At 66.9% G+C, this 16,505-nt stretch carries 14 protein-coding genes and 1 pseudogene; 10 read left to right on the forward strand and 5 right to left on the reverse strand.

Features of this window, described 5'->3' with window-relative positions:
- Positions 1 to 80: 80 nt before the first annotated feature.
- Both IBJ82_RS32050 and IBJ82_RS32055 read left to right on the forward strand, forming a co-directional pair.
- A complete protein-coding gene (locus tag IBJ82_RS32050) occupies positions 81 to 1,565 on the forward strand; it encodes a sugar porter family MFS transporter (RefSeq protein WP_194829719.1) in 1,485 nt (494 codons plus the stop codon).
- Between the two features lie 36 nt (positions 1,566 to 1,601).
- Entirely contained in the window at positions 1,602 to 2,744 is a 1,143-nt protein-coding gene (locus IBJ82_RS32055) for a N(5)-(carboxyethyl)ornithine synthase (RefSeq protein ID WP_194829720.1), read from the forward strand.
- A gap of 51 nt (positions 2,745 to 2,795) precedes the next feature.
- Here the strand turns inward: IBJ82_RS32055 and IBJ82_RS32060 are convergent, their stop codons facing one another.
- Complete coding sequence (locus tag IBJ82_RS32060) at positions 2,796 to 3,725, reverse strand: TetR family transcriptional regulator (protein ID WP_194829721.1); 930 nt, start codon at positions 3,723 to 3,725, stop codon at positions 2,796 to 2,798.
- Between the two features lie 128 nt (positions 3,726 to 3,853).
- Between IBJ82_RS32060 and IBJ82_RS32065 the strand changes: the two genes are divergently transcribed.
- Both IBJ82_RS32065 and IBJ82_RS32070 read left to right on the forward strand, forming a co-directional pair.
- The gene (locus tag IBJ82_RS32065) at positions 3,854 to 5,062 is read left to right on the forward strand and encodes an acyl-CoA dehydrogenase family protein (RefSeq protein ID WP_194829722.1); all 1,209 of its coding nucleotides are present in this window, start codon (positions 3,854 to 3,856) and stop codon (positions 5,060 to 5,062) included.
- Positions 5,063 to 5,073: 11 nt separating this feature from the next.
- Positions 5,074 to 6,081, forward strand: coding sequence for a phosphotransferase family protein (locus IBJ82_RS32070; RefSeq protein ID WP_194829723.1), 1,008 nt, complete (start codon positions 5,074 to 5,076; stop codon positions 6,079 to 6,081).
- 36 nt (positions 6,082 to 6,117) lie between these two features.
- Here the strand turns inward: IBJ82_RS32070 and IBJ82_RS32075 are convergent, their stop codons facing one another.
- Positions 6,118 to 6,777 carry a TetR/AcrR family transcriptional regulator gene (locus IBJ82_RS32075; RefSeq protein ID WP_194829724.1) on the reverse strand — a complete coding sequence of 220 codons (660 nt, stop codon included), beginning with the start codon at positions 6,775 to 6,777 and terminating at the stop codon, positions 6,118 to 6,120.
- Between the two features lie 102 nt (positions 6,778 to 6,879).
- Here IBJ82_RS32075 and IBJ82_RS32080 point away from each other — a divergent pair, with 102 nt between their 5' ends.
- From IBJ82_RS32080 to IBJ82_RS35535, 5 genes and pseudogenes are all read left to right on the forward strand, one after another.
- Positions 6,880 to 7,716, forward strand: coding sequence for an SDR family oxidoreductase (locus IBJ82_RS32080; RefSeq protein ID WP_194829725.1), 837 nt, complete (start codon positions 6,880 to 6,882; stop codon positions 7,714 to 7,716).
- A 26-nt stretch (positions 7,717 to 7,742) separates the two neighbouring features.
- Positions 7,743 to 8,669 (forward strand): hypothetical protein, encoded by a 927-nt coding sequence (locus IBJ82_RS32085; RefSeq protein WP_056822964.1) that lies wholly within the window; start codon positions 7,743 to 7,745, stop codon positions 8,667 to 8,669.
- The gene (locus IBJ82_RS32090) at positions 8,666 to 9,226 is read left to right on the forward strand and encodes an NAD(P)/FAD-dependent oxidoreductase (protein ID WP_194829726.1); all 561 of its coding nucleotides are present in this window, start codon (positions 8,666 to 8,668) and stop codon (positions 9,224 to 9,226) included. The genes IBJ82_RS32085 and IBJ82_RS32090 overlap by 4 nt, the downstream gene beginning before the upstream one ends.
- Complete coding sequence (locus IBJ82_RS32095; RefSeq protein ID WP_194829727.1) at positions 9,223 to 10,707, forward strand: NAD(P)/FAD-dependent oxidoreductase; 1,485 nt, start codon at positions 9,223 to 9,225, stop codon at positions 10,705 to 10,707. Before IBJ82_RS32090 ends, IBJ82_RS32095 begins: the two co-directional genes overlap by 4 nt.
- 64 nt (positions 10,708 to 10,771) lie before the next feature.
- A pseudogene (locus IBJ82_RS35535) lies at positions 10,772 to 11,633 on the forward strand (IS5 family transposase).
- A gap of 1 nt (position 11,634) precedes the next feature.
- Here the strand turns inward: IBJ82_RS35535 and IBJ82_RS32105 are convergent.
- Together IBJ82_RS32105 and IBJ82_RS32110 are read right to left on the reverse strand one after the other, a co-directional pair.
- Positions 11,635 to 12,120: a hypothetical protein gene (locus IBJ82_RS32105; protein ID WP_194829728.1), complete on the reverse strand. Its 486-nt coding sequence runs from the start codon at positions 12,118 to 12,120 to the stop codon at positions 11,635 to 11,637.
- Positions 12,121 to 12,312: 192 nt separating this feature from the next.
- Positions 12,313 to 13,281 (reverse strand): YafY family protein, encoded by a 969-nt coding sequence (locus IBJ82_RS32110; protein WP_194829729.1) that lies wholly within the window; start codon positions 13,279 to 13,281, stop codon positions 12,313 to 12,315.
- A 62-nt stretch (positions 13,282 to 13,343) separates the two neighbouring features.
- Between IBJ82_RS32110 and IBJ82_RS32115 the strand changes: the two genes are divergently transcribed.
- The gene (locus tag IBJ82_RS32115; protein WP_194829730.1) at positions 13,344 to 14,483 is read left to right on the forward strand and encodes an epoxide hydrolase family protein; all 1,140 of its coding nucleotides are present in this window, start codon (positions 13,344 to 13,346) and stop codon (positions 14,481 to 14,483) included.
- Here IBJ82_RS32115 and IBJ82_RS32120 read toward each other — a convergent pair.
- Entirely contained in the window at positions 14,480 to 16,474 is a 1,995-nt protein-coding gene (locus tag IBJ82_RS32120; protein WP_194829731.1) for an AfsR/SARP family transcriptional regulator, read from the reverse strand. The genes IBJ82_RS32115 and IBJ82_RS32120 overlap by 4 nt on opposite strands.
- Positions 16,475 to 16,505 lie beyond the last annotated feature (31 nt).

The raw sequence follows: 16,505 nt of genomic DNA on the forward strand, positions 1-16,505 counted from the left end.
TGGATTTCGAGCTATCGCCGAGTTGCCGAGCTCGATTAAGGTGCAGGAATCGACCTACTCCATTCGGCGGAGGTGTGGACATGCCCGATTCCCCTCGTGGATCCACCGATAAAGAGCCGGAGCGGCTCGGCGCCATCATGAATCGGTCCGAGAAGGTGGTCGTTTCCCCGGTCACCGAACCGCCGGTCGATACCACGCCCGACTCGCCCGAACGGGTCGCGATGCGGGCAAAGATCAAGAAGTTCGTGCTCACCGTCGTCGTCATCGCCGCGCTAGGCGGCGCGCTGTTCGGCTACGACACCGGCGTCATCTCCGGCGTGCTGGTCTACCTCACGCCCGACTTCGCGCTCAGCCAGACCCAGGTCGGCGTCATCACGAGTTCGCTGCTCATCGGCGCCGCGATCGGCTCGATCACCGGCGGCTGGATGGCCGACCGGTGGGGCAGACGGATGACGCTGCTGTTCGCCGGCGTTTTGTTCTTCGTCGGTGCGCTCGCCCAGGCGCTCGCCCCCGATGCCACGGTCATGATCATCACCCGCCTTGTCCTCGGCGTCGCCGTCGGTACCGCCTCGCTGGTGGTGCCCATGTACGTCTCCGAGATCTCCCCGCCGACCTATCGCGGGCGCCTGGTCTCGATGAACTCGCTGATGATCGCCAGCGGACAGTTGCTCGCCTACATCGTCAACGCACTGCTCGCCCCGACCGGGAACTGGCGGCTCATGCTCGCGATGGCGGCCATTCCCGCCGCGGCGCTCGTGATCGGCATGTATTTCATGCCGGATTCACCGCGGTGGTACCTGAAGCAGGGCCGCACCGCTGATGCGAAGAAGGTGCTCGAGAAGTCCTACTACCCCGAGAATGTCGAGCCGACGATCGCCGAGATCGAACAGTCCGAAGCCGCTGACGAGGCGGTCAAGGACAGTTTGAGTGACCAGTTGCGCAAACCGAAGGTGCGCGCGCTGTTCTACACCGGCGTCGGATTGGCATTGATTCAGCAATTCGTCGGTGTCAATACCGTCATCTATTACGCGCCGTCCACTCTCGCCCAAGCGGGTATGGGTGACGACGCGGCGATCACCTCCTCGATCGGCATCGGTGTCGGCGCGGTGATCGGCGTGATGCTCGGCATGAGCCTGGTCGACAAGATCGGCAGGCGCCCGCCGATGTTCATCGGGCTGGGAATCATGGTCGTCGCGTTGGTCGGTATGGGTCTGATGGAACGACTCACACAGAGCACTGCCACCGGCTACGTGTTGGTGACATTGATGATCGTCTACGTCTGTGCGTTCCAGCTCGGCGTCGGTGTGCCCACCTGGTTGCTGATCTCGGAGATCTTCCCCGCCCCGATCCGCGCCACCGCGATGAGTATCTGCACCTTCCTCATCTGGATGGGAAATTTCACCGTCTCCCTGATATTCCCGCCGCTGGGTGAACTGTGGGGCGCCTCGACGATGTTCTTCCTCTTCGCGGTCGTCTCCGCGATCTCGCTGGTGTTCTGCTATCGCCGGGTGCCCGAGACCATGGGTGAGTCGCTCGACGACATCACCAACGAGGCGGAGAGCTGAAAGGGCCTACGGGTAGGCTGACCAGGTGAAGCAACTGTGAAAAACCTGACGGTCGGCGTCGTCGCGACCTCTCGCAAGGAAAACGAACACCGGCTGGCCATCCACCCGGCTCACTTCGACCGCATCAGTCCCGAACTGCGCGGTCAGATCTACCTGGAACACGGTTACGGTAATCGATTCGGTTACCCCGACGATGTCCTCGCCCCACTGGTAGCGGGCCATCGCACGCGAGACGAGCTCTTCGCCGAATGTGATGTGCTGCTCCTGGCCAAGCCGCTGGCCGAAGACCTCGCGCAGATGCGCCCCGGCACGATCGTGTGGGGCTGGCCGCACTGTGTGCAGGACGCCCGCATGACCCAGTTGGCTGTCGACCGCGACCTGACCCTGATCGCCTGGGAGGCGATGAACCACTGGACCAAGTCGGGTGCTTTCAGCGTCCACGTGTTCCACAAGAACAATGAACTGGCCGGTTACTGCTCGGTCATGCACGCCCTCCAATTGCGCGGCGTGAGTGGAGATTACGGTCGCCGGATGCGCGCGGCGGTGATCAGCTTCGGCGCCACCGCGCGTGGTGCGGTGCGGGCGCTGTCGGCGCTGGGGATCAGCGATGTGACGGTGCTGACCCAGCGCAGTGTGTCGGCGGTGGCCTCGCCGTTCGCCTCGGTGCGGATGCAGCATTTCAAGCGTGATCCAGCACTGCCGGGCCGGACACTCGCGCTGAAGGCGCCGGAACCGGGGCCGCTGGCGGAGATGCTGGCCAACTACGACGTGATCGTGAACTGCATGTTCCAGGACACCGAGGACCCGTTGACGTTCGTCATGAACGACGACCTCGAACTGTTCACACGCGGAACACTTTTCGTCGACGTCTCGTGTGACGAGGGGATGGGCTTCGAGTTCTCGCGACCGACCTCGTTCGCCGATCCGATGTTCACCGTCGGTGACGATCTGCACTACTACGGTGTCGACCACAGCCCGTCGTTCCTCTGGGACTCGGCGACGTGGGAGAACTCCGAAGCCCTGCTCGAGTACCTGCCCGTCGTGCTCGGCGGCCCCGAAGCGTGGGATGGCAGCGAAACGATTCGCCGGGCGATCGAGATTCGCGACGGTCGGGTGCAGAACCCGCGGATCCTGTCGTTCCAGGGTCGCTCCGACACGTATCCGTATGCGGTGAACTGACGTTCGACCATCAGCGGCGCACGGGGTATCTCCCGTGCGCCGCTGGTCTGTCTACCGGGAATCGGTCGGCTGTGCTGTTTCTCGGTCTCTGGGTGATCCAGCCGTTCCTTTGTCGGCGCTGGCCAAGCCGAGCAGGCCGAGGGCGAAATCCGCGTAGGCGGTGGCGATCTGTTCGGGGGAGGACGGGCCGTCGAGGCGGAACCATTGGGGGAGTGCGGTGCACATCGTCGCGATGGCACGCCCGGCGTCGCGGGCACGGTCGGCCGATCTGTCCGCTTCGGCGAGCGCGGTATCGATGTCGGCATCGAGCAGGTACTGGATCTCGTTGCGGGAGGCCGTGATTCGATCGCGATCGGCCGGGTTCAGGCTGCGCATCTCGCTGGCGCCGATGAAGGCGAGTTCGCGGTGGTGGGTGTGGAACAGCGCGAGTGCCTCGACGACACGGATCACTCGTTCGCGGCCGTTCACGCCGTCGAGACGGGCCGCGCGCACCCGCCGGTGCAATTCGTCCATGGTGAGGTCGAGTGCGCGGACCAGCAGGTCCTGTTTGTCGCGGTAGTGGTGGTAGACGCCGGGCACGCTCATGCCGGCGCGCGCCGCGATCGAGCGCATCGTGGCGCCGTGGTAGCCGGTCTCGACGAAGGAGTCGATGGCGGCGGCGAGCACCGGGTCGATATCCAGCGGCGGGAACTCGCGCCAGGAATCCGGGGTGGCGCCGGTGTGCGGGCCGGGTTCGACGGGGCGGCCATCGTGCGCGCGGCGCGGCTGGTCGCCGATCAGCCAGGCCACCGTCGTGCCCAACTCGACAGCCAGGGATCGCAGGCGTGCGACCGATGCGCCGGTCTTGCCGGTCTCGATGGCGCTCAGCGTGGCCGGGCTGACGTTGATCCGCTGGGCGATCGCCCGCAGTGACAGCCCTGCGGCGGTCCTCGCCTGGCGCACCCGTGCGCCCACCGCGTGTTCGCCTGCCGTCGACTCCATGTTGTTCAGAATACCTGAACAATGCGGCCCAGCGACCATGCCTGTTGACAGCAGTAATCGGCGCATGCCACTGTCATTGCAGTCTATTGCCGAGCGATCGTTCGGCAACCGAGCCGAGGAGCGGACCCGTGCCGATCGACCTGTCCCATCCGTCCGAGGTGCAGAGCCTGGCCGAGCGCACACGCGCCTTCATCCGCGAACATGTGCTCTCGGTGGAAGACGCGCACGACGGCGACATCGCCGCGGCGGGCGGCGAGAAGCTGCGAATCGAGCTCCAGCAGGCCGCCCGCGACGCGGGTGTCTTCGCCCCGCACGCGCCGATCGAATACGGTGGCCACGGTCTCGACATGTCGAGTCGTGCTCCGGTGTTCGAGGAGGCGGGCTACTCGCTGTTCGGCCCGACGGCCCTCAATATTGCCGCCCCCGACGAGGGCAACGTCCACATGCTCGCCCACATCGCCGACCCGGAGCAGAAGCTGCAGTTCCTCGCCCCGCTCGCTCGCGGCGAGGTGCGCTCGGCCTTCGCCATGACCGAACCGGCCCCCGGCGCGGGCTCTGACCCGTCCGCGCTGAGCACCCGCGCGGTCCGCGCCGACGGCGGCTGGCGCATCACCGGCCACAAATGGTTCATCACCGGCGCCGACGGCGCGGGGTTCTTCATCATCATGGCCCGCACCTCGGGCGAGCCGGGCCAACGCGGCGGCGCCACCATGTTCCTCGCTCCCGCAGACAGTCCCGGCATCCGCGTCGGCCGTCACCTCGACACCCTCGACAAGTCGATGATCGGTGGCCACTGCGAGGTCTTCTTCGACGACCTGCTCGTTCCGGAATCGGCGGTACTCGGCGAGGTCGACCGCGGCTTCGAATACGCCCAGGTGCGCCTCGGCCCCGCCCGCATGACCCACGTGATGCGCTGGCTCGGCGCCGCCCGCCGCGGCCATGACGTCGCCCTCGCGCACGTGGCCCAGCGTGAGGGCTTCGGCTCCCGGCTCGGCGACCTCGGCATGGTCCAGAAGATGATCGCCGACAACGAGATCGACATCGCCGCCACGCGCGCGCTGCTGACCCGCGCCTGCTGGGAACTCGACCGTGGTGAACCCGCCGCGAACGCGACATCCATCGCGAAAACCTATGCCGCCGAAGCGATCTTCCGCATCGTCGATCGCAGTATGCAGATGTGTGGCGGTCTCGGTGTCTCCGCCGACCTCCCGCTCGCGCGCCTCTCGCGCGAAGTGCGTCCGTTCCGTATCTACGACGGCCCCTCCGAGGTACACCGCTGGGCCATCGCCAAACGCGCGGTGAGCGCGGCCAAGCGTGCGAAGCGAGATTCCGAATGACACTGCCGGGCATGGACATCGCCGCACTGGAGCAGTTCCTGCGCGGGCAGGGCGTCGAGGTGCGCGGCGAGCTGCGCGTCGAACTGATCAGTGGTGGCCGGTCCAATCTGACGTTCGCCGCCGCCGATGACGTCTCGCGCTGGGTGGTGCGCCGCCCACCGGTCGCCGGACTCACCCCGTCGGCACACGACATGGCCCGCGAATACACCGTCACCAGCGCGCTGCAGAAATCCGCGGTGCCCGTGGCGAGGACGATCGCCTTCGATGCGACCGGATCCGCGCTCGGTGCGCCGATGACCGTCGTCGAGTTCGTGGACGGGACGGTGTTCCGGGATCAGGACGAGCTGGCGACGCTCACCGACGAGCAGGTGAATTCCAGTGCGCGCGAACTGGTCCGCGTTCTGGCCGAGCTGCACGCGGTGGACCCGGCCGCGGTCGGGCTCGAATCATTCGGTCGGCCGAACGGATTCGTCACCCGGCAGGTCAAGCTCTGGGCATCCCAGTGGGAGCGGGTCAAAACCCGCGAGCTCCCCGACGTGGCAACTCTGCACGCGGCGCTGTCCGCCGCGATCCCTCGGGAATCGTCGGCCTCGATCGTGCACGGGGATTTCCGGATCGACAACACGATCCTCGACAGCGCGGACCCGAAGATCGTGCGTGCCGTAGTCGATTGGGAGCTCTCCACCCTGGGCGACCCGCTCACCGACGTCGCTCTGATGTGCGTGTACCGGGCCCCGATATTCGACATGATCCTCGGCACCCGCGCCGCGTGGACCAGCTCTCGCCTGCCGACTCCCGACGACCTCGCCCAGACCTACGCCGCCGCGTCCGGGCGCGAGCTGGCCAACTGGGGCTTCTATCTCGCTCTGGCCAACTTCAAACTCGGCATCATCGGCGAGGGCATCACCCACCGCGCCCACCAGGGCTCCGATACCGGTTCTGCCGCCGACCGGGCCGCCGATGCCACGCCGGAATTCATGGCCGCCGGTCTGCGCGCACTGAAGGGGTCCGCGCAGTAATCATCGCAGCGCTGCGGGTCGAGCCCATCACTGCCGTCAGGAATCCTGGTCGCCGATGATCTCCGTCGGCAGGAACGTCGCGCCGAGCTGCATCGCGATCGCACTGCTGTGTTCGACGATTCGCTCGGCGTCCACGTCGAGCACGCCCGTGCGCCAGGCGGACACCAGTTCCATGAATCCGCCGATACCGGCCAATGTGCTCATACGCATGGCGGTTTCGTCGATATCGGGGCGTAGATAGGGCCAGGCGATAGCGATCAGCCCATCGGTCGCGTCGGTGAGCATGGCTTTGCGCCGCTGTTCGAGCACGGCACTGCCGGCGTGATCGGCCAGCAGGATCCTGGCCCGCCCGCGTAGATCAGTCTGTAGCGCGACGGCGCGGGCGATGGTCGCGCGGGTGATCTCGAGTGGTGTCCGGTCGGCCTGTTCGACCACGACGTTCGCCAGCTCGGCGAACACCTCGGTGCGCACCTCGTCCCAGGCCGCGGCGAGCAGTTCGTCGCGATCGGCGAAGTGCTCGTAGAAGTAGCGGTCGTTAAGCGAGGCCCGTTGACAGACCCCGCGCATGGTGACCGCGGCCCACCCGTTGTCGAGCCAGATATCGAGGGCGGCCTCGACCAGGCCGACCCGTCGCTGCGCCCTGCGCTCCTCGGCGGTCCGCCCGCCCCACGTCCGTGCCGGTGCGCGCACTTCCATGGTTGACAAAGTACACCTCCGCGCGCCTAATTGGTGTCAGGTGCGGCCAATGGTGGCAGATGCCACCAATTAGAGTCTCGCCGGTAGATCCCGGGAGTTGCCATGCGATTGTTCCCCTTCGGCGGTCAGCGCCGGACCACGAACGCCGATGCGGTGGTGACCGGCGCGGGCAGTGGGATCGGACGCGCGTTCGCCGTCGAGTTGGGTCGCCGGGGCGGTCGCGTCCTGTGCTCCGACATCGATCGAGACCGCGCGGACGAGACCGCCGAACTCGTCGAGGCGGCGGGTGGCAAAGCGATCGGAACCCGCTGCGATGTCACCGTGATCGATGAGGTCACGCAAGTGGCCGCGACCGCGCAGGATTGGTTCGGCGGCCCACCCACCGTGGTGGTCAACAACGCGGGCATCGGCGCCGGCGGGCCGGTGGTCGGCGAGTTCGCCCTCGACGATTGGCAGCGCACGCTCGGCGTCAATCTCTGGGGCGTCATCCACGGTTGCCACGTCTTCGCGCCGATTCTGCGCGCGGCCGGGCGCGGATCGCTGGTGAACGTCGCCTCGGCGGCCGCGTTCGGCGCGGCACCGAGGATGGCCGCCTACAACGTCAGCAAGGCCGGCGTGCTAGCGCTGTCGGAGACGATGTCGGCCGAGCTGGCAGGCACCGGCGTGGGCGTCACGGTGCTGTGCCCGACCGGCGTGAAAACCAATATCATGCAGGCGGATTCACCCATGGACGACACCGCCGAGCGGCTGGGCGGACTGCTCCTGCGCTGGACCGGACGCGCACCGGCGGCCATCGTCCGTACCACCCTCGACGCGGTCGACCACGGCGACCTCTATGTGGTGCCGCAGCTCGAGGCCAAGATGCTCTGGCAGGCCAAACGATGGCTGCCCACCACCTACACCCGTTCGGCAGGCCTGCTGGAGCGGGTCGTGCGCTGATCCACTCCACCGAAGGAGGTCGAACAATGACGTTCGCCTATCCCGAGATGCTCGCCACCATTCGCGCCAAGCAGTGGGCGCTGGCCGATATCGACTGGGACGCACCGGGTGCCGACACCATCACCGACGAACAGCGCCCGCGGCTGGCCACCTTCATGGCCGACCTGGTGTGGATCGAACACGTCGGCGCCCGGGGCTTCGCCGCGCTGACCCACCAGGCGCCACCCGGCCCGCTGCGCGAGATCTACCGGTACTTCCATGCCGAGGAACAGAAGCACGCCAACGCCGAACTCGCGCTGATGCGCCGCTGGGGAATGCTCCCCGACGGTGACGCGATGCCGTTGCCCAACAAGAACATTCGCCTGGTCATCAGCTGGCTCGACCGCTACGCCGACCAGCTGACCCTGCCCGTCCTCGGCACCGTGATCCCCTCGCTGGAGACCGCACTCGACGGCGCGCTGGTGAAATTCCTGCTCGACGAGGTCGAGGACCCGGTGTGCCACGAGGTGTTCCGGCACATCAACAGCGACGAGTCCCGGCACCTGGCAGTCGGATTCCAGGTTCTCGAACAGCTCGGCGCGGGCCCGCTGCGCCGGATCGCCATCGAGACAGCCGGCTTCGCGGTGCGTCCGTCGTTCGTGCTCGGCGCGCTGCTGTACGCGCCACTGCTGTCGCGGATGTCGACCAACATCATCGCGTTGGGCCTCGACGAGGAGAAGCTGTGGCAGGCGGTGCGCCGCTACGAGAACGTGGGGGAGCGCAGCCCGGCCATCCGCCGGGTCCCGCTCTATCACGTGGTGAAGATGCACGGGAAAGCCACTATTCACCGTCGTCAGCCGTTCCAGCTGCTGGCCGATGTGTCCAATGCCTGCATCGACCGTTTTCCGATCCGTGTCCTCGGCCGTAGGCCGTCCTGGTCGGACGAACTCACCTACGAACCGGTGGCGAAATGACGACGTTGCGTGACGCCGATACCTTCACCGGTCCGCAGGTGCACCGCACCGCCTTCGCGCCCCGGCACGAATTCACCGGTCAGCGGGTCGCGATCATCGGCAGTGGGGCGGCGGCCGCGCGACTGCTGCCCGGCATCGCCGCCGAGGCCGCGCGGGTGACGGTGTTCCAGACCGAGGCGGTATGGGTCCTCCCACGCGTACCGCTGCCCGCGGCGACGACGCTGCGCCGCGCACCGCAAGGACTGGTTCGGCTCGCCGCTCGCGTCAATCTCCGCGTCCAGGTGCGCGATTCGTGGCTGCGCCACCGTCTGACGCCGGACGACACCGCGGGCGTCGCGGTGCACAACAGCTACTACCGCGCCCTGCGGCAACCTCATTGCACGCTGGTGACCTGGCCGATCGCACGACTGGTGCCGCTGGGCGTGCGTACCGTCGACGGCATCGAGCACCGGGTGGACGCCATCGTCTACGCCGACGACGCAGGGCATGTAGTACGCACGGTCGCTCGGCCCGGCCGCCTGCATCCGTCGGCGGAACTGATGAAGGAGATCGCATGACCACCACCGGAATCGAGCACGAGATCGTCATCGTGGGAGCCGGGTTCTCCGGGATCGGCGTGGCGATCGAGTTGCGCAAGGCCGGGTTCGACGACTTCGTGATCATCGACGAAGCCGACGGTGTCGGCGGCACCTGGCACTGGAACACCTATCCCGGTGTCGCCGTGGATATTCCGTCGTTCAGCTATCAGTTCTCCTTCGAGCAGCGCACCGATTGGTCGCGGGTCTACGCGCCCGGCCGCGAGCTCAAGGCCTACGCGGAGTCGTGCGTGGACAAATACGAGCTGCGCCCGCGCATTCGCTTCGGCACCACAGTGACCGGCGCGGACTTCGACGAGGCCGCCGACCGGTGGGTGTTGCACACCGCCGACGGCAGCGACTTGACCGCGCGTTTCGTGATCAGCGCGACCGGCGTGCTCACCAGACCCAAACTCCCTGATATCCCCGGCATCGAGTCCTTCGCGGGGACCGTCATGCACACCTCACGCTGGGATCACCGCCAGGACCTGCGGGGAAAGCGCGTGGCGATCATCGGCACCGGCGCCTCCGCGGTTCAGGTGATCCCGGAGATCGCCTCGCAGGTCGAGCAGCTGACGGTGTTCCAGCGCACGCCGATCTGGTGCCTGCCCCGCCCTGACCTGCCGTTGCCCCTCGCCGCCCGGCTGGCGCTGAAGGTCCCCGGCGGACGAACGCTGACCCGACTGGTGAGCCAGACCTACGTCGAATTCACCTTCCCGCTGGCCGCCCACTATCACAGCTCTCTACCCACCGCGGCGATCGGCGAACGCGCGGGCCTTGCCCATCTGCGGCGCCAGGTGAAGGACCCCGCCGTGCGGGCCGCGCTGACCCCGAAATACGCCCTCGGGTGCAAACGGCCCAGCTTCTCCAACGACTATCTGTCGACATTCAATCGTTCGAACGTGACCCTGGAAACCGACCCGATCAGCGAGATCACCGCCACCGGCGTCCGCACCGCCGAAGGCACCGAACACCCCGCCGACGTGCTGGTCCTCGCCACCGGGTTCAAAGTCATGGAATCGGGCAATATGCCGACCTATGACCTGCGCGGCGTCGACGGCCGCGATCTGGAGACCTGGTGGGACAAGAACCGGCTGCAAGCCTACGAGGGCGTGAGCGTCCCCGGGTTCCCGAACTTCTTCTCCATCATCGGCCCCTACGGCTACAACGGCGCATCCTACTTCACCCTGATCGAGAACCAGACCCGCCACATCCTGCGCTGCCTGCACCACGCCCGCACGCACGACGCGGACCGCATCGAGGTCAGCGAGGAAGCCAACGACCGCTTCTTCCGTGAAATGCTCGCCCGTCGCGGCGGCCAGGTGTTCTGGGACGAAAGCTGCGCCACCGCCAACAGCTACTACTTCGACAAACACGGCGACGTACCCCTGCGTCCCAGCTCCACCGTCGAAGCTGCTTGGCGCAGTACGCATTTCCCGCTCACCGACTATGTCTTCACGTAGCCGGTGAGCCGTGTTCCTCGCGGCTAGGCCGTGTCCTGTAAGCCGTTGTGGTGGTAGGTGTTAGCTGCATGTCGTGGTTGGTCGGGGTGAGTTGACTGATCGGGCATAGGCCGAATCGACCCGTTGTTGCCGGTATCAAGACGTGGTCGACGCTGGCGTATCACCGGCAGGTGATCAACGCGATCCTGTGGAAACTCCGGACCGGAGCACCATGGCGTGACCTGCCCGAGCAGCACGGTCCCGGGAAAACCGCGCACGAGCGGATGCGGTTGTGGACCGCCGATGGCACCTGGCAACGTTTGCTGGATCAGGTGATCGTCTAAGACGACTCGATCGGCGAGGTCGAGTGGGTCATCAGTGTCGATTCCAGCGTGGTCCGGGCTCATCAGCACGCTGCTGGGGCCCGGAAAAAGGGGGCTGCGCACCCGGAATCGAAGCCCTCGCGATCGACGGGGAAAGGACTCGGCCGCTCCCGGGGTGGATTGAGCTGCAAGATCCACCTCGCCGTCGATGGACGCGGGCTACCGATGCGGATCGTGTTGACCGCTGGCCAGGCCAGAGACAATCCGCAGCTGGTAGCGTTGCTCGACGGTATCTATGTAGCTCGGATCGGCCGTGGCCGCGCTCACACCAGATCATCGCTGACAGGGCATATTCACATCCCTCGACCCGCCGTGGCCTTCGGGACCGTGGTGTGCGTTTCGTCAGTCCCGAACGCATGACCAGATCACCCAGCGTAAAGCCAATGGCTGCGTGGGCGGACGTCCGCTGGCATTCAACCGCGACCTCTACAAACAACGCAACGTGGTAGAACGATGCTTTAACCGGCCCAATCAATTTCGCGGATTGGCCACCCGGACGCCAAACGCGTCAGCTACTTTTACGCCGAACTCACCATCGCCGCCATGGTCCTCTGGCTCCGATGACCTACAGAGCTGAATCTAGACTTTCGAGGATTCCAGCGAATTCTGCAGGCTCGATCTTGACCTGGAAGACCCGTCCCACATGCTCGGGATGATTGAGGAAATGCGCCTCACGCCAGAACTGGAACGTGATCACCAGGTGGTCGCCGTCGCGGAAGACGAAGGTCTGCAAGTTGTCGGTCGTGGGTCCCCAGTAAAGGAACCGAAACTGCTCGCGTAGCGCGCAAATGGGGTCGTCGTCGGTCGCGGTACTGAACCGACGATGAGTGGCGATCGGGGACAGCCCGGCAAAGGGCAGAGGCGGAACGTGCCCGGAACGTACCGAGACAGCAGTTTCCTTCACAGAGCGGCGGAACTGCTCGACAAAGACCATATTGTCGTCGCAGGTCAACCACTGATCGGCGGCCCACAGGTCCACTTGACGCAGCCCCGAGGACAGAACGCCAACTTCAACAGCGAACCTGTTCTTTTCGCCCAGATGTACGGCCACCTGGACACGATGTCAGGTTCGTCGCGTCGCGCACAACCGAGTTCGTCTCTGCATTGTGAACCGCCGAAACGGAGATCCAGGCGCGGCAGCCTCGAACTACGTGATGGTCACCGACGACACCGATGGTGAGGTCGAATCGATGACCAGAGGCGTCGACTGATCCTCCAGCTCGGACGACTTACAGGACGCCGCCTAGTCGGTGTCGGTACTCGAGGCCACGGATTCGGTGACGCGAGCCGCCAGTGCGCGCAGGTGATCGACGAGTTCCGGTGGTTCGTGGACCCGGAAGCCGAAGCCGAAAAGGCCGACGTAGACGGCGATCTCGTCGAGCGAGTTCGACCCTGTGTGCAGCAGGCAGGAGTTGTCATCGATGGCTTCGATGACACCGACTGTCGCCGGGATACGGTCGGCGGCTTCGAGTGCCGACACCAGCAGGGTGATGCGCGCCTGGTACCGATAGGGGGCCGTGCTCACGCTACGTGAGACGAAGCCGACGAGATCGATGTCGGGCGCTGGACGTGGGTCGTAGCGCGGTCCGGTCGGGATGCGTGGCTGTAATCGGTCCACTCGGTAGGTGCGCCAATCGGCGCGGTCGACGTCCCAGCCGACCAGATACCAGCGTCGTCCGGTGTGGACGAGCCGATGCGGTTCGGCGGTGCGGCGGGTGGTGGCGCCGTCGTGGGTGCGGTAGTCGAATCGGAGTAGGTGGCGATCGCGAATCGCACCGGCGATGGCGGTGAGAGTCTCGGGATCGACCGGTGTGGTGCCGCTGGGCACGGTCACCGTTGCCGCCTGCAACGCCGCGATGCGATGGCGTAGCCGCGACGGGAGCACCTGTTCGAGTTTGGCGAGCGCACGCAGCGACGATTCTTCGATGCCCGCGACGGTGCCTGCGACAGCCGTCCCCAAGCCCACCGCGACCGCGATCGCCTCCTCGTCGTCCAACAGCAGGGGAGGCAGCGCGGCCCCGGCGCGAAGCCGGTACCCGGCCGAGCCCGCTACGGCGTGCACGGGGTAGCCCAGCGTGCGCAGCTTGTCGACGTCGCGACGTACCGTCCGGATATCGACTTCGAGGCGTTCGGCGAGGTCGCGACCGGTCCAATCGCGGGGGGTCTGCAGCAGTGAGAGCAATCGGAGCAGTCGCGCTGAGGATTCGAGCATGAATCCATTCTTCCGGGAAGCTAGGGCTGAAGCTGTCCTAGGTGCTGATTAGCGTAGTTCTCATGAGCACCGAGATCACCCCCTTCCTGATCGATATCCCCCAGGCCGACCTCGACGACTTGAACCGCCGACTGGACAACACCCGCTGGCCCGACGGGGTCACCGGCGTCGGCTGGTCACAGGGCATCCCGCTCGACTACACCAGGGAACTGGCCGGCTACTGGCGCAACACCTACGACTGGCGAGCGCAGGAGGCCCGGCTCAACTCCTTTCCGCAGTTCCGCACCGAAATCGACGGACACGACGTGCATTTCGTCCATGTGCGATCGGCCGAACCCGATGCTTTGCCGTTGGTGCTCACCCACGGCTGGCCCGGCTCGATCGTGGAGTTCCTCGACGTGATCGGACCGCTGACCGATCCGGTGGCGCACGGCGGCAGCGCCGAGGACGCTTTTCATGTCGTGGTGCCGACCATCCCCGGTTACGGGTTCTCCGGCCCCGCGGTCGGCTGGTCGACCACACGAGCCGCGCACGCCTGGGCACAGCTGATGGCCCGGCTCGGCTACGACCGCTACGTCGCGCACGGCGAGGACACCGGTGCGGCCATCTCCCGCGAGCTGGCGGTGATCGACGCCGACCATCTGCTGGCACTCCACGTGACGATGATCGCCTCGGCCACGGTCACTCCCGAGACCGCCGACCTCGACGACCCCGCCGAGAAGCGCGCGCTGGAGCTGGCCCAACGGGCCGACTACGAACTCGGCGCGTACGCGTTGCTGCAAGCCAGTCGCCCGCAAACCCTGTCCTACGCACTCGCCGACTCGCCGGTGGGCCAATTGGCGTGGATCGTCGAACGATTCAAGGACTGGACGGACTCCACCGACGTGCCGGAGGACGCGGTCGACCGCGACGCGATGCTCACGAACGTGATGATCTACTGGCTCAACGGCACCGCGGGCTCGTCGGCGCGCTACTACTACGAGGGCGCCGCGACCTGGGGCCGACCCGAACCTGCCACCGACGTTCCGGTCGCCGTGGCTGTCATGCCCTTCGACCTGGGTGTTCCCGTGCGCCGCATGGCCGAACGCAATCACAACATCGTGCGCTGGACCGAGTTCGAACGCGGCGGCCACTTCGCCGCCATGGAGGAACCCGACCTGATCATCGACGACCTGCGCGCCACCTTCGGCGACTACCGCTAGTCGCGCCTGCGGTGTGACGACAGCGCCGATTCGATGTCGTCGAGGTATGTCCGAACCGGACCCACGCTGAGAAGTCCGCTCTGCGCGGTGGTTTCGGCCGCGGCGGGGGCCAGCTGGGTCCGGGCTCGGCGCATGACCTCGACGTCGTCGACGGCGACGGCCGCGTGTGCCACGATCGCCCACAGTGCTTCGAACAACAGGTCGCGCGGTGGTGAGGTGATGTCGTGCAGGGCATTGCGCGCCTCGTCGATCTGCCCTCGGGCGACGAGCAGGGTGGGCTCGACCCAGGATCTGTAGGGTCCCCAGTCGGTATCGGGGGCGATCGCCGCGATCCGTGCGGTCTGCTGGTGGCGCAGATACAGGCTCAGCTCGGCCAGCGGCAACAGCCCGTGCTCGAGCCCTGGCATACCGGCACCGGTGAGGGCGGTAGCGGCTGCCGTATATGCCGCCTCAGCGGTCGCGAGATCTGTTGTCGCACTGGTGCGTAAGGCGCGATACCAGGTGGTGAACACCTCGACCAGCGGCAGTTCGTAACGCCGCGCGAGCGCGTCGGCGGCATCGGCGTGCCGGTCGGCGCCGGCGTGATCAGCCAGGGCGCAACGCGTTTGAACGAGAATCAGGTGACCGAGCACCTCGTAGGTGGCGAGCTTGCTCTTCGCCGCCACCGCGACGATCTCGGCGCCGACGGCTTCGCGCCGCTGCGCCAGTCCGGCCCGTTGGAAGCTCTGCATGAACACCCCGTTGAGCGCGAATGCCAGCAGTGCGGGGTCGTGTAGTCGGCGAGCGATGTCCTCGGCCTGGCGGGCGGCGCGCAGCGGGCGCAGACCGGCCTCGGTCGGATCGTCCACCGGCAGGCCGCCGCGCGATTCGACGGCGATGGTCGCGAGCAGCCTGGCCCGGTCGGCGTCGTCGTCGGCGGGCAGCCGCGACAGGGTCTTCTCGGCGATGTCGACGAGTCGTCGGTCCTGTGCCGGGTCGTCCGAGCGGGTCCAGATCGCGGGCACGTCGTAGATGCCGATCACCCGTGCGGTCAATTCCGGGTCACCGAGTTCGTCGGCGGCGACGACAGCGGAAATCCGATGTGCGCGTGCCGCTTCCAACCCGCCGCCGCCCGTCACCGCGAGGTCGCGCATCAATCCGGCGGTCGATTCCAGGCGCGTCCTCGTGCGTGGCGGGACCGCGCTGTCGTAGGCGGCGCGTGCCTGTTCCCAGACCTGCGCGGTGGGATCGGTCGCGACCGGGTCGAGGTGTGCCGCCTGGCGCAGCAGGTCGTGTTCGAGGCGGCGCAATGCCGGTCCCGGGTCGATGCCCAGATCCTCGGCCAGCATCCGCCGGGCCCTGGTGAGGACGGCGAGCGCGTCGGCTTGACGGCCCGAGCGATACAGGGCGGTGGCCAGCAGCCCCCACGCGTCTTCGCGCCACGGATGCTCGGTGACATGCGCGTCGAGGTCGGGAACCGCTGCCGCGGCGTCGCCGAGCGCCACTTGGGCTTCGGCACGGCGTTCGACCGCCAGCAGTCGCTGCTCGGTGAGCCGCGATCGTTCGGCCTGCGCCCATCCCGCATCGGCGAAGTCGGTGTAGGCGGGTCCGCGCCACCAGCCCAATGCCTCGGTGAGTACCGAGAAAGCTTGTCCGGCAGGCAGAGTCGATGCCATCCGGACCGCATTGTCGAATCGCCACGCGTCGACGGCATCGGGTTCGGCCCGCAGCGCGTAACCGAGCCCCTCTGTGACCAGCAGACGCGCCGGTGTGCGAGGCGGGCGGTCGGGCTCGAGCGCGCGCCGCAGTCCGGCGACGAAGGTGCGCACCGCGCCCACCGCGTCCGCGGGCGGCTCGTCCCATAGATCGTCGACCAGTCGACTGACCGGAACCACGCGCCGGTCGGCGAGGATCAGCCGCGCGAGCACCTCGCGATAGCGCGGACCGCGCAGCGCGACCGGTCCGCCCAGGTCGTCGTGCGCGGTGACGGGACCGAGCACCTGAAACCGCATCAGGCCAATGTAGTGCGCGTTCATCGGCTGC

Origin of the sequence: Nocardia sp. XZ_19_231 (assembly GCF_015355705.1) — a bacterium.
Taxonomy (GTDB): domain Bacteria; phylum Actinomycetota; class Actinomycetes; order Mycobacteriales; family Mycobacteriaceae; genus Nocardia; species Nocardia salmonicida.